The organism is Algibacter sp. L1A34 (assembly GCF_009796805.1).
GTDB lineage: Bacteria > Bacteroidota > Bacteroidia > Flavobacteriales > Flavobacteriaceae > Algibacter.
In genome coordinates, this window is record NZ_CP047029.1 from 633601 (window position 1) to 647213 (window position 13613).

Annotated in this window: 14 protein-coding genes; 5 read left to right on the forward strand and 9 right to left on the reverse strand. The window is 33.0% G+C overall.

The window, feature by feature from the left end; genetic code table 11:
• The first annotated feature begins 132 nt into the window (after window positions 1–132).
• Both GQR97_RS02785 and GQR97_RS02790 read left to right on the forward strand, forming a co-directional pair.
• On the forward strand, window positions 133–1128 hold the full coding sequence (locus GQR97_RS02785) for an OmpH family outer membrane protein (protein ID WP_158845013.1): 996 nt from the start codon (window positions 133–135) through the stop codon (window positions 1126–1128).
• 30 nt (window positions 1129–1158) lie between these two features.
• Window positions 1159–1665 carry an OmpH family outer membrane protein gene (locus GQR97_RS02790; protein ID WP_158845016.1) on the forward strand — a complete coding sequence of 169 codons (507 nt, stop codon included), beginning with the start codon at window positions 1159–1161 and terminating at the stop codon, window positions 1663–1665.
• A 90-nt stretch (window positions 1666–1755) separates the two neighbouring features.
• Here the strand turns inward: GQR97_RS02790 and GQR97_RS02795 are convergent, their stop codons facing one another.
• From GQR97_RS02795 to GQR97_RS02810, 4 genes are all read right to left on the reverse strand, one after another.
• Window positions 1756–2097, reverse strand: a complete 342-nt coding sequence (locus GQR97_RS02795) for a ribose-5-phosphate isomerase (protein WP_158845018.1) — start codon at window positions 2095–2097, stop codon at window positions 1756–1758.
• Between the two features lie 111 nt (window positions 2098–2208).
• Window positions 2209–2598 (reverse strand): heavy-metal-associated domain-containing protein, encoded by a 390-nt coding sequence (locus tag GQR97_RS02800; protein WP_158845021.1) that lies wholly within the window; start codon window positions 2596–2598, stop codon window positions 2209–2211.
• 29 nt (window positions 2599–2627) lie between these two features.
• Entirely contained in the window at window positions 2628–4889 is a 2262-nt protein-coding gene (locus GQR97_RS02805; protein WP_158845024.1) for a TonB-dependent receptor, read from the reverse strand.
• Window positions 4890–5099: 210 nt separating this feature from the next.
• Window positions 5100–5501 carry an HYC_CC_PP family protein gene (locus GQR97_RS02810; protein WP_410488933.1) on the reverse strand — a complete coding sequence of 134 codons (402 nt, stop codon included), beginning with the start codon at window positions 5499–5501 and terminating at the stop codon, window positions 5100–5102.
• Window positions 5502–5642: 141 nt separating this feature from the next.
• Here GQR97_RS02810 and rlmB point away from each other — a divergent pair, with 141 nt between their 5' ends.
• On the forward strand, window positions 5643–6383 hold the full coding sequence (gene rlmB, locus GQR97_RS02815) for a 23S rRNA (guanosine(2251)-2'-O)-methyltransferase RlmB (RefSeq protein ID WP_158845030.1): 741 nt from the start codon (window positions 5643–5645) through the stop codon (window positions 6381–6383).
• Between the two features lie 16 nt (window positions 6384–6399).
• Window positions 6400–6888, forward strand: a complete 489-nt coding sequence (locus tag GQR97_RS02820) for a tetratricopeptide repeat protein (RefSeq protein WP_158845032.1) — start codon at window positions 6400–6402, stop codon at window positions 6886–6888.
• Window positions 6889–6903: 15 nt separating this feature from the next.
• Here GQR97_RS02820 and GQR97_RS02825 read toward each other — a convergent pair whose 3' ends face one another.
• Window positions 6904–7635, reverse strand: coding sequence for a rhomboid family intramembrane serine protease (locus GQR97_RS02825; protein WP_158845034.1), 732 nt, complete (start codon window positions 7633–7635; stop codon window positions 6904–6906).
• Window positions 7636–7848: 213 nt separating this feature from the next.
• Here GQR97_RS02825 and GQR97_RS02830 point away from each other — a divergent pair, with 213 nt between their 5' ends.
• Complete coding sequence (locus GQR97_RS02830; RefSeq protein ID WP_158845037.1) at window positions 7849–9126, forward strand: replication-associated recombination protein A; 1278 nt, start codon at window positions 7849–7851, stop codon at window positions 9124–9126.
• Window positions 9127–9205: 79 nt separating this feature from the next.
• On the opposite strand, the gene GQR97_RS02835 is transcribed toward GQR97_RS02830, so the two are convergent.
• From GQR97_RS02835 to GQR97_RS02845, 4 genes are all read right to left on the reverse strand, one after another.
• Complete coding sequence (locus tag GQR97_RS02835; RefSeq protein WP_158845040.1) at window positions 9206–10618, reverse strand: glycosyltransferase; 1413 nt, start codon at window positions 10616–10618, stop codon at window positions 9206–9208.
• A 154-nt stretch (window positions 10619–10772) separates the two neighbouring features.
• Complete coding sequence (locus GQR97_RS19935; protein WP_410488944.1) at window positions 10773–11129, reverse strand: TonB C-terminal domain-containing protein; 357 nt, start codon at window positions 11127–11129, stop codon at window positions 10773–10775.
• Window positions 11130–11360: 231 nt separating this feature from the next.
• On the reverse strand, window positions 11361–12203 hold the full coding sequence (locus GQR97_RS02840) for a hypothetical protein (RefSeq protein ID WP_158845042.1): 843 nt from the start codon (window positions 12201–12203) through the stop codon (window positions 11361–11363).
• Window positions 12200–13612: a DUF5723 family protein gene (locus GQR97_RS02845; RefSeq protein WP_158845045.1), complete on the reverse strand. Its 1413-nt coding sequence runs from the start codon at window positions 13610–13612 to the stop codon at window positions 12200–12202. Before GQR97_RS02845 ends, GQR97_RS02840 begins: the two co-directional genes overlap by 4 nt.
• Between the last annotated feature and the right edge of the window lies 1 nt (window position 13613).

Here is a 13613-nt window from a genome sequence, read left to right on the forward strand (position 1 = left end):
TTTTGCGAGTTCCATCTGAACAATTAGAAATTAATCAGATAAAACAACAATTCAAGGAGTGACAGCAACAAAAGTAATAGTCTGTCGTTTTTAGAATTTATAACACATAAATGATAAAAATATTTTAAACAGATGAAAAACAACGTTCTTTTTTTATTGACCCTAGTTTTTATGTTGACTCTATCCGTACATGCGCAACGAGGTGTAAGTCTTGCCTATATCGATAGTGAATATATTTTAGAAAACGTACCGGAATATCAAGAAGCGACCGCTCAATTAAATGAGAAAGCTGACAAGTGGAAAAATGAAATTCAAGCACAATTAGCTACTGTTGAACAAAAGCGCAAAGACTTGAGTAACGAAAAAGCCCTTTTAACAGCTGAATTAATTAAAGAGCGTGAAGAAGATATTTCGTTTGAAGAAAATGAAATTTTAGACTACCAGCAAAAAAGATTTGGACCTAATGGCGATTTATTTATTCAAAAAAGACAATTGATGCAGCCGGTTCAAGATCAAATATTTGCAGCAGTACAAACTATAGTTGCCGCAAGAAAATATCAATTGGTATTAGATAAAGCAAACGGTGGTATGCTATATGTCGCAAATTCTTTAGATATTAGCGACCAAGTATTAAGAAGTATAACTAGAACATCAAAAAGAACACAAGCACAATCTAAAGCTGAGCGTAGAGCTGCAGAACAAGAAGATACTGTTCCAGAAGTGAATTTAGAACTGGAAGAGCGACAAAAAATATTAGACGAAAAAAAGGTTGAAAGAGAAAGTGCTCTTGAAGCCGCAAGAAAAAAGAAATTAGACGCTAGAGAAGCTAAAGTAAAAGCTGCCGCTGATAGACGACAAAAAATATTAGATGATCGAGAAAAAGCAAAACAAGCACGATCAGGAACTGAAGAAGAAACAGAAGCCACTACAGAAAGTATTCAAGGTGAAGCAAAAAGTACAGCTACAAAAGTTGTCGAGGGAGAAACAAAAACGAAAGCTGAATTACTTGAAGAAAACAGATTAAAAAAATTAAAAGACCGCGAGGAACGTAAAAAAGCATTAGAGGCGAAAAGACAAAAAATACTAGAAGATCGCCAAAAAGCAAAAGACAGTATAAACAAAAATTAATAATTTATAACACACAAATACTATTTACAAATGAAACATTTTAAAACACTTTTATTAGCAACTGCATTATGTATTGGAACAATAAGTTTCACACAAGCTCAAAGTAAAGTTGCCCATATAAACACACAAGAATTAATTAAAGCGATGCCAGAGATGAAAACGGCTCAAGCAGAATTAGAAGCTTTAAGCAAAACATACCAAACAGATATGCAAGGTTCTGTTACTGAATTTCAAAATCTACAAAAACAATACGAAGCTGAAGCTAAAACTAAAACGGACGAAGAAAACCAAAAACGTATTTTAGAATTACAAGAAAAACAACAACGTTTACAAACTTTTCAACAAGATGCGCAAAAAGATTTGCAAGCAAAAGAAATAGCTTTGTTACAACCTATAACAGAAAAAGCTAAAGCAGCTATTTTAAAAGTGTCAAGAGCACAAGGATTTGATTATGTTTTAGACTCAGGAGTTGGCGTAACTATTCTTGCCGACGGTAAAGATTTATTAAACGACGTAAAGAAAGATTTAGGTATCTAAATTCTTTTTAAAACTATAAAAAAACCTGTAAATTAAATTTTACAGGTTTTTTTATGCTTAAATTTTAATGGAACAATAATATTTTTAGGTCTAATTAAACCACACTGCATAGCCTTGGCGGCGCAATTCTAAAGCTAAAACACGCTCCATTTTTAAAGCATCACTTCGTGTAGTAATTGGATCTATATGATTATATAAACTCGGCCGTAAATAAGCGCCATACTTCTCTACAATATTAGCAGACAGCTTGTGCCCTTTCTTATTTCTATAACCCGTTTTATGCTGTATAAAACGCTCTTTAGGTGTTTTACTTGTCATACCAACATACACACATTGCAACACCCCATTAAACTGAGGATTTGCCGCTCTAAATTTCGCGTTTTCTGTATAAGCACGTTTTGATAATTCGATAACATAAATTCTATAAGGCATAAAATTAAAACAGTTAATTGGATGAAATTAAAATTCTTGCATAGTCCAAAAGCAAAAAGTTCAGCTTAAATTTAAGCTGAACTTTTTAAATAAACACTATAAAACTAATGTTTAATGTTTATCCTCGTCATGATCACTATCTTCTTTCTCATCCTTATGTTCATCAATAACATCATTATCTCTATAGCGACAGCAAGGATGAACGGTTGCGTAAGCTTCGTCTGTTGCTTTAAGTTCCATAATATCATGGCCAACTCCTAAAACATGAGATTTAATAGAGTCTAAATTCGTTTTCCTCGCGTCATAAATTAAACTCAATTCGTGAGTTTTCACACTCCAAACTGCAGACTTAACACCCTTTGTTCTAATAGCTGCTTTTTCTATTCTAGCTTTACACATCGTACAAACTCCATCCACTTCTATAGAAGCTCTTTCATTTTTATTCTGTGAAAAGGTTAATGTTGTTGTTACCAGTAATGCAATAATTAGTAGTTTTTTCATAATATCTATTTTTAAAAAGTTGTTCTTTATTAAATTATTTTAAATCGTAATCCCATATAGTAATTAGAACCAAAAATTGGACCATAAACAAAAGTTGAATCAAAATTAGGTCCAAATGGATCGTCTGCCCCCAGAACAGGGTTATCTTGCCTAACATTAGTTATATTTTCGCCACCTAAATAGACTTCAAACTTTGGAGAAAACACATGTGTTATTTGTGCGTTTAAAGTTCCAACCGTTGGCGAGTATTCGGGTAACTGGTATTGCAAAGGATTTGATAATGTAGATGAAAAACGTTGCTGGCTTATCCAGTTAAAAGTAGCGTCGAATCTCCAATGCGAACTGTTTTCACCCTTCTTAAGTGTTTCGTATGATGCATTTGCAAAAAAACGATTTTTTGGAACTAGCGGTTTTTCTAACTCTCCAGCTTTATAAGCGGTTTTAACATCATAAAATTTGTAAGCCAAACGTAAATCAAAACTTTCAAATATGTTGTAATTTAATTCTACCTGAAAACTATTAGCATAACTTTTCCCTTCCAAATTATAAAAACTTATTTCCTGAGGATTTTCATAATCCACAACTACTTGATTTTTAAAATCGGTTTTATAATAATCTAAAGTAATATCTGCTTTTCGTCCAAATAAATTAAACCCTTGAAGGTATGATACGCCGTAATTCCATGCCACTTCGGGATCCAAGCCGTATATATTTCCTCCCGAACTTAAAATATTTATATTTCTAGAAGTTGCAAACATTTGCTGATTTTCGGTAAAAATATTAGCACTTCGCTTGCCTCGTCCAAAAGAAGCTCGAAAAGCCGATTTCTCCCATGGTGTATAGCGCGCATGTACTCGTGGTGTTACAAAGTTACCTAAAAGATTATGATGATCAACACGCAAGCCAGCGGTTAAGTTCAATTTATCTAAATTGTCAAAATTATATTCAAAAAAAGCACCAACCGAATGTTCCTTGCGTCCATAATCTGTTAAATTAACCAGCTCATCATAATGATCATAAGTATAACTAACTCCTGTTTTTACCTTATGCCTAGAATCGCTAATAATAGTGTTATAAATAGCATTCGCATACAAACTATTGTGTGTAATATCATATTGATTCAATCCGAAATACGAATCCTGAACATGGTGACTAAATGCTGTTTGAACTCCAATACTTTGGTACGGAATTTCTGGATTTACATAACCCAACTTTGCTGAAACCTCGTAACGCTTTGTATTAATTTCACTTCCCCAAACTTCATTACCCGTTAAAACGTGGCTTGATGTTAGCCTATCTGTATCGGGATTATAATTAATTTCCCCCATTTGCTTTTCGTCGTTTAAAACCTTCAAGTTTATAAAACTCACAAATCCTTTTTCCAAATCTGTATACTGCCAACGATTCATCACGTTTATCTGGTTATAGAGTGGCATATCCAAAAAATTATCATGGTTAACATCATGTTTTTCGTTATGCGTATTTCCGTGTATATACAACCCTGTACTCCACTTATCGGACACTTGGGTGTTAATATGCGTATTCAATTCAAAACGCCCAGCAATATTTCCGAACAAGTTTACAAAAAGCTTACTATCTGTAGTTGGCTTAACCAATTCAGCATTAATCTGGCCTGCAATACTTTCGTAACCATTAACCACAGAACCGGCTCCTTTGGTAATTTGTATACTTTCTACCCAAGTTCCTGGAATAAAACTTAATCCAAAAGCTTGCGATGCTCCACGAATAGATGGTATATTTTCTGTTGCAATCAAAATATAAGGACTTGTAAGTCCGAGCATTTTAATTTGTCGCGTACCAGAAACGGCATCTGCAAAATTAACATCTATAGACGGGTTGGTTTCAAAACTTTCGGCCAAATTACAGCAAGCCGCTTTTAAAAGCTCGTCGCTACTAACCGTAAACACATTCTGCGATTGCATATAAGATTTAGAAGTAGCCTGATTTCTAGATGTTAATGTAACCACATCTAAATCACTTGTTGGGTTTAACCAATGCTTAATAGGTTTAGCGGAATTCACTAAAATTGTATCCGTTTTAAAACCCACATAGCTTACCACCAATTTTTTATAATTAGTTTCATAAGGCAAACTAAATTCACCATCAATATTAGTAACCGCACCAATACTCGTATTAAGCCAATATACATTAGCTCCCGCTAAGCCTAGTGGCGAATTATTTTCGTTTGCTTCCAAAATAGTTCCTGTTAATTTTTCTTGCGAAAACAGAACTATCGGAAAGTATAACATGATATATATTATATTTTTCATATTTATTTTTATAAGAATTTTGAAAACATCAATCCTTTAAACAGTCATAATTAGCATAACAATCACAATGCTGTTTTCAAGAAAAAAGTTTTTTTGTAGACAAAAAACACCCGTAACTTTATAAGTATGTGTTATTTTTTGAATTTATTTGAGTAATTCTAGCGCGTAATGAATTATACGCTTTCGCGGAAAAAACAATGATCCGGTTTATCAAATAATAAAAACTTGGTCTAATACCAGAATATCGGTAACCAAATTGGGTGGAGAATAATTTCTATGAGGAATAATTTGTTTTTCTAAACCATCAAAAAGATTAATAAACGAAAAACTTAGAGCTGTAATAAACTGCTGATGGCTAAAATCTAAATCATCGAAAGATGAAAATTTTAATTCTTTTTGCCCTTTTACAACATCAACCTCATCTTTACAACAGGATTTATTTTTCAGAATTACTCCGGAATCCATGCCGCATTTTTGAGTCTCAGAAAACAAAGACACATCAATTAAAACATCGCCACAAAAGTGCTTTTCAATGGTAAAAGATACCGTTGAAAATAATACTAAAAATGTCATTAGTATCGAAAAGCATTTATGTAAAAATAATTTTATCACTGCGCAAAATTACAAAAAACTAAAGTTCAATTTACCTGTTTCTCTTTCTTTAACATTTAAGAACAAGATTTTTCTATTATTTTGAAGAATGATTTATAAAACACACACCATTTAAGACGGCTTTTTTTATACCTTTGCATCATGCAAGAACAAACACAAATTTTTGGTATTAGAGCCATTATTGAAGCCATAAACGCTAACGAAACTATTGATAAAGTATTTCTTCAAAAAGGGTTGGACGGCGATTTATTTAATGAGTTAGAATCTTTATTGAATAAAAAATCGGTTAACAAATCTTATGTTCCTGTAGAAAAACTGAATAGATTAACCAAAGGAAATCACCAAGGTGCTGTTGCCCAAATATCTCCAATTGAATTCCATGATATGGAAACTTTAATTGAAGAGGTTAAGCAATCGGGAAAAACACCTCTCTTTTTATTGCTCGATCAAATAAGTGATGTGCGTAATTTTGGTGCTATTATCCGTACGGCTGAATGTACTGGGGTTAACGGTATAATTATTCAGAAAAAAGGTGGCGCACCAGTAAATGGCGACACTATTAAAACCAGTGCTGGCGCTGTGTTTAAAATCCCAATTTGTAAAGTAGACCATATTAAAGATGCTGTATTCTACATGCAAGCATCGGATATAAAAGTAATTGCTGCAACCGAAAAAACAAACGATACTATTTACGATGTTTCTTTTGTTGAACCTTGTGCCATTATTATGGGCTCGGAAGGTCGAGGAATTAACCCTTCAACTTTAAAAGTTGTTGATGCTAAAGCAAAATTACCTCTATTAGGTGAAATTGAATCGCTAAACGTTTCTGTGGCTTGTGGTGCTTTTTTATATGAAGCTGTTAGACAGAGAATGGTAAAATAAAGCTATTCTACTTTTAATGAGTTCGAAAACACCAATAATAAAACAAACCAACTGGATCGCATCGGTTATTCATTTTTTAATAATGGGTGTGATAATACTTCTTTGGTATCTATTAGATCCTAAAAACGGCATTTTTTATGGAGCTTTAACCTATTTATTAATTTCCTATTTATTAAGAAATTTTATACCTAGAGATCATAGAAAAGGTGTAAAGGAAACTAAATTAGAGAAATTTGAAGAAGCCATACCCTACTTTGAAAATAGTTATGCTTTTTTCAAAAAACATGAATGGATTGACAAGTATCGTATTATAATTCTATTAAGTCCTTCTAAAATGTCTTACCCAGAGATGGCATTAGCAAATATTGGTTTTTGTTATGGACAAATTGGTAATGGAAAAAAATCTAAAGTTTACTACGAAAAAACACTAATGGAATTTCCAGAAAGCGGGCTAGCTAAATCTGCATTAAAACTTATTAATGCAGCTGAAAAAAATGAACACTAAAAATATTGATAGTGGCTATAATTCTTTATTTTCTTTAAAAATATAAGTTATTGTTAGTGGCTCCTCCTCTGCTTCTGGTTCTTCTTGAGTTTCTACGAAATTTCCGTTTTCATCAAAATGTTGTAAAAACGGATCGTTTTCTTCGTTATAATTTTCTTGTTCCCAAGCGTATCCCTTTGGTTTTGCTATTTCTTTTCTAAAGAAAAGTGCAAAGGCTAAACCTGTTATTAATCCAGAAAGATGACCTTCCCAAGACACACCATCTTCTAAAGGAAAGGCATACCAAATCATGCTACCATAAAGAAAAATAACTAAAAGCGACAATGCAATAAGTCTATAATGTTTTGCAAATACGCCTTTAAAAAAGGTAAAACTCACTAAAACATAAATGAGTCCGCTCGCTCCAATATGGTATGAAGGTCTCCCAATACACCAAGTTAAAAATCCTGATATTAGAATACCTAACAATATAACACGCCAAGCTATTGGGCGATAAAAATAAAACAACGCTGTGGATAGCACAAAAAGCGGAATAGTGTTATGGTAAATATGTTCGATATTACCGTGTAAAAACGGGCTAAAAACAATACCTCGAAGTCCTTTTAAGGTTTGTGGATAGATGCCATATTTACTTAAATTGAATCCGAAACGGACTTCGAACCAGAATACGAGCCAAATAATAAGCACAAAAAACACCGGGTATGCAATAACTCCTGGTGAGAATTTAAAATGTTCGTGCTCTTTCATGATGATGAATATAGCAAATAATTAACCAACTTATGGTGATGTGCTAAATTGGCAGATTGGCTCGCGTGAGGGATTGAACGGTATGTTTGAGCTCCCGACCTTAGGAGGAGCGAGTAGTGAAAGCCCGACCCTTTTCGGGGCACGCCCAAAAAATGTAAAAATTGGCTATTGAAGTATTCTAATTTGACGAGAATTTACTTTAATTTTACAGTTATGAACGCACCTTTAGCAGAACGATTACGCCCACATACTTTGGAAGACTACGTGAGTCAAGCACATTTGGTGGGCAAAAATGGAGCATTAACACAACATATAAAACAGGGATTAATTCCGTCGATGTTATTTTGGGGACCACCCGGCACGGGAAAAACCACGTTGGCGAATATAATTGCTGCCGAATCTGGGCGTCCGTTTTACACATTGAGCGCCATAAACTCGGGCGTTAAAGATATTCGAGAGGTTATTGATAAAGCCAAACAAAGTGGTGGATTATTTACTACAAAAAATCCTATTTTATTTATTGATGAAATCCATAGGTTTAGTAAATCTCAGCAAGATTCGTTGTTACAAGCGGTTGAAAAGGGATGGATTACACTTATTGGTGCCACTACTGAAAATCCAAGTTTTGAGGTGATTCCGGCACTTTTATCGCGTTGCCAAGTATATATTTTAAATGCTTTTGATAAAACGGATTTAGAAACGTTGCTGACGCGTGCTATTGAAAAAGACGCCTTTCTATCTAAAAAAGACATTACCTTAAAAGAAACAAGTGCTTTGTTACGCATTTCGGGTGGTGATGGACGGAAATTATTAAACGTTTTCGAGTTGCTTGTAAATAGTTTTGGCGAAGATAAAATTATCATTACAGATGAAGTGGTTTTAGACAGAGTGCAGAACAATACGGCGCGCTACGATAAAACGGGTGAGCAACATTATGATATTATTTCGGCCTTTATAAAATCTATTCGAGGTAGCGACCCAAACGGAGCTGTTTATTGGTTGGCTAGAATGATTGAAGGTGGTGAGGATGTGAAATTTATTGCTAGACGGTTGCTTATTTCGGCATCTGAAGATATTGGGAATGCCAACCCTACGGCATTGGTTATTGCTAATAATACCTTCCAGGCTGTGAGCACTATTGGGCATCCAGAATCGCGAATTATACTTAGCCAATGCGCTACTTATTTAGCCTGTTCGGCAAAAAGTAATGCGGCTTATATGGCTATTGGAAACGCCCAACAATTAGTAAAACAAACTGGAGATTTGGGTGTGCCTATTGAACTTAGGAATGCGCCAACCAAACTAATGAAAGAGCTTGGTTATGGCGATAATTATAAATACGCACACAACTACAAAAATAATTTTGCTGAGCAAGAATTTTTACCAAAAGAGATTGAAAATACCAAGTTTTATGAACCTGGAAACAATGCTCGAGAAAATGCACACCGCGACTTTTTAAAGCAACGTTGGAAGGATAAATACGGTTATTAAAAAAACTTCTCTAAACAAAAAATCCTGCCGGACTATAAAAGCCCAACAGGATTGTATATTATTAAAAGTATTACTTTACTTATTTCTTCTCGGCTAAACCACGTGTTAACCAGCCTCTTCTATTGGCTGTTGCTATAGCGTATGGTGTTATCCAGAACAAACCAAAAGTGTACAAAATACTATATGTATATGCCCAAAAACCTTGAGATGTTTTATACTGTTTTGTAAAGAATAACAACGAAAATGTTGATAAAATCAAAATACTTACTAGTGTAGACCCTAAAAATAATAAAGGATGAACTAGTACAAAAAACAGCATAAAAATTAATAATGGATAACTCATTAACAGTTTCGAAAATTGACTAATAAACAATAATCTTGTTCCAAATTTTGGTCCTTCTCTAAAATCTGTAAATACATATTTAGCCATTGCTAAGTTTTCGCGCACATTACTACGTCCCCATCTGATAAACATTTTATATAAGCCTAAATATTCCTCTGGCACATTGGTATAAGCTACTGCATTTTTTTGAAACAATACATGTTTACCTTGTTTTAAAATCATGTTGGTCATAGCTCGATCTTCCCCAATATCCGATGGTTGTCCCATAAACTGTTGGTTAATCCACTCTGGTAAACATTTAAAAACAGCTTTAGCTCTATAGGCTGCTAATGCGCCAGGTGTACATAAAACCGATTTTAAATTGCTTTCTGCAGAACGAACAAACTCGAAACTTACATCGAGCATTTTTGGTAATATTGCTTTTTTATTGTTTAAAACTCTAATATTACCAGCAACAGCTCCACAATCTTCATCTTCTAAAAATGGACTAACTAAGTTTCTAAGCGTATCTTCCGTTACAATAGAATCACTATCAACGGTTACAAATATTTCTCCTGTACCTAAATGAAAACCACGGTATAAAGCATGACGTTTTCCTTTATTTTCTGGTTGCTTGCATATTTCAAGACGATCCCCAAGTTTTTCTTTGGCTTTTTGCATCCAACTCCAAGTATCATCTAAGCTACCATCATCTATAGCTAAAAGTTGCATTTTATTTTCAGGATAGTCACTTTCTGCTAAACTCATTAAAGTATCCCAAACTTGTTTACCTTCATTGTAAGCTGGTACAATTACTGTAACCGTAGGGAGTTCATAATCTACAACAGATTCAACTGGTTTATATTTTAAATAATTATATCCGGTATAGATAAAAAACAAAGCCCTGTAAATAAATAATGCCATTGCAGTGAAAACAAAAGTAACACCTAGCGTAGACCCCATATTTACTAAGTTAAACTCTTCGAAATCGTTATGAAAAACAGAAAAAAACCAAACGCCTAAAAGTAACGTTAAAAACGTACTTGCTAATACAATTCGGTTTTGAGGGCTTCCTGTCTTTCCGTTACTATGGAATAGATTATTTAACTTACTAGTAAATGATTTATTTGAAGTATTAATTATAGTATTTGTGTCTGTTTTAAATTCCATATAATAAGTTGATATTAAATTGAAGTAATACCGGATTTACGCTACAAACAAAAGTTTAGACGTTTAAAAACTTATATTTAAGAAAAATTTAATTTTTTGCATGAAATTTAACACCACAAAACAAGGCTTTTAATATAGAAACTTTACTGAAACCTTATGATATTCCCATGAAGGTTATTGGAAGAATTAGTCTGGTAGATGTTGGTTTATTCCTAATTTTATAAGGTATCATCCTTGGGAATTTTTTAAATGTTTTTTTGATGGCTTTAGTAATTTTCTTGTTATCAGAATTTGATTCTAATTTAGAAACCTTTCCGTTTTCGTCTATCGTAATAAATACTCTAACACGATGTCTACCTTTTAGCCCTTCCTTTACAGCAATTTCAGGATCAATATGCTTACTGATAAATTCATAAATCTTTTGATTTGTACACGCATCTCGTTTATAACCTAAACTAATTTTTTCACAACCAGTAAATATGGCCTTCTCTTCTTTTACAGAAAAACTAATCTCTCTTGGCTTACCGTCTTAAGAAATAGCATTAAAACAATAGAGAAAAAGGAATGATGTAAATAATATTTTCATTGTTTTAGTTTGAAATTTTTAAATGAAATTGGTTTTAAAAATTAAAAGATATTATTAAATAAAAAAACAGCAACAATATTTTATAAAATATTGTTGCTGTTTTTTTTATCACCGACTAATAATTAACCGGACTTGAATATAAATGTTTTAGATTTTTTAAAACTTAATATTTAAAAGATTGAGTTTTAATGAGCCATTTTCATGATGCTCAATGAACCATTTATTATCCTTCTTAAAGATAATAGCCGATTTATTTTCAACTAAAAACACATCACTTAATTGCGTGTTATACATACGGTAAAGTACCTTTGGAGAACTATCTACTAACTGGAATCCATTTTTAATAGCCTGTGCATATAAAACACCAGACGCTGAAACCTCAGTAATCGCTACTTGTTCCGTTATAGCAATTGGAGTTTCTACCAGAACTTCTTTTGTTTCAACAACCTCAACCACTTTTTCTTCTTTAAGCGTTTTAATTTCTTCTTTTAATTTTTCTATTTCATTTGATGTAGCAGGTGTTACGGTAACATTAGGTTCTGAAGCAGATAAGGCACCTGCTTTAGGCATATATTTATACCCTAAAGTTTCAAACGAAGAAAAGGCATCACGAATAGCTTCTGTATAAGATTTTTTGTATTCTTTTTCACGACTTTCACCAATTTTAGAAGTATAAACTATTTTGTCATTGCAGTTAGTTAGTTCTACTTTCAGCTTCGTTTTAAACATACCTGGCTCTTTCTGCACATCGGCATCTAGCGCTAAACATCGGTTTCTGGATAAATCTTCTGGATAAGCATCACCTTCAATTAATGCTTGAAAACCATATTTGTTAAGTAAAAATTTCGATAAATCATTCAATTGATATTGATTGGCAGATTTTAAAAAATCGAATTTCTTAGAAACTATAATGTACTTGTAATTATCTAATTCGGTTTGAGAGAATGCACTTGCTATAAATAAACAAGCAAAAATTGTGGTTAAAAATCTAGTTTTCATTTCTTATTAAATATATAATTAAATCCTAATTGTAAAGATACACTTTGCGCATCATATACATTTTTATATTGCAATAAATTATCGGCCATAACATAAAAATTGGCGCCCCAAATGTGTGCCGACATGCCAAGCCCGAGATTATTAAACGAATAAGAATCTACCGTATATGAAGCTTTTAAGCGCAAACCATTAAACACGCGTCTGTAATAATAAGCCGTTAAAGCCATTTGAGGTCTTTTAGGTTGTTTTATTCCGTAGAGTTGTACACCAACAGCGTTTTGGTAACCGGTATCGTCTATAGTGCAATTACAATCTTTACTTTGCTTTTCACCAAAGGCATAATTAAGGGATGCGTTAAATTTTACAGGTCGCCATTTGGTGTATTTTGTTTTAGTTGTATCTACTGTAAATATTTCGTCTAACTCATCTTCAATACCACTCCAGTATTCATCTGCCGTTTGTCCATTTTCCGCTTCAGAAAAAAGTGGATTTATTCCATTATAAGTGTACTTACCTTTAATAGCATAATTTTCAACATCTTTAGAATGGGTTATAAACCCAACGTCAAGTAAACTTGCATCAACACTCCATTGGTCGGTTAATTGATAATTAAAACCTAAATCTACGCCCAAGCCTAAATTACCTCCTAATAAAATCCTTTTTTTAAATTCATCAATATCATTACTTACGTCAGAGTTCTCATCATCGGTTAAACTAGCTATTCCCGAAGTTTGAAGTTTTAAATCGAGATCGAATATGTGATCGTAATAATTATTTTCGCCAGGAACGGTTACAAAACTACCTTTATTTTGGGTTGAATTTATATTTGCTAAACTTGAATAAATTTTTCCACGAACACCATAAGTAAACTGTTCATTCACCTTTTTGTTATAACCTACATGAAGCACAGTAACGGCTTCTGCGGAAACGCTTAAATCGCTAGCATCAAACAATCTATTTATATTACTTTTATTTCCTTCTATTGCAAGTGTAGCGTAATCTTTAGGGAAATACATAATAATATCAAATTCTTGATACATCCCAAAACTTATATATTTGTTTTTTTGATAACTACTACCAAAAGCAAAACCTCCCGAAAAAATTTCTAATTGTTGATTGATGTTAAAAAAATCGTTTGAATCCATGCTATTAACAGCTTTTCTAAATTTTACATTAAAATCAACATTATTATCTGCAAAAACATCATAAACCGTACTTCCTACTACTCCTGCATTAAAATGAATATGTGAAAGCAAAGGAATACCCACATACCAATCGTTAGTTACTTTACCCCCCGGATTTTGTAGCAGGGATTGTGGAATTTCTGAAAATCCATAAAGCAATTGTTTGTTTTGAGAAAACGAAAACAAGCATAATTGTAATGTAAACACTAAAATTAGTTTCCGCATA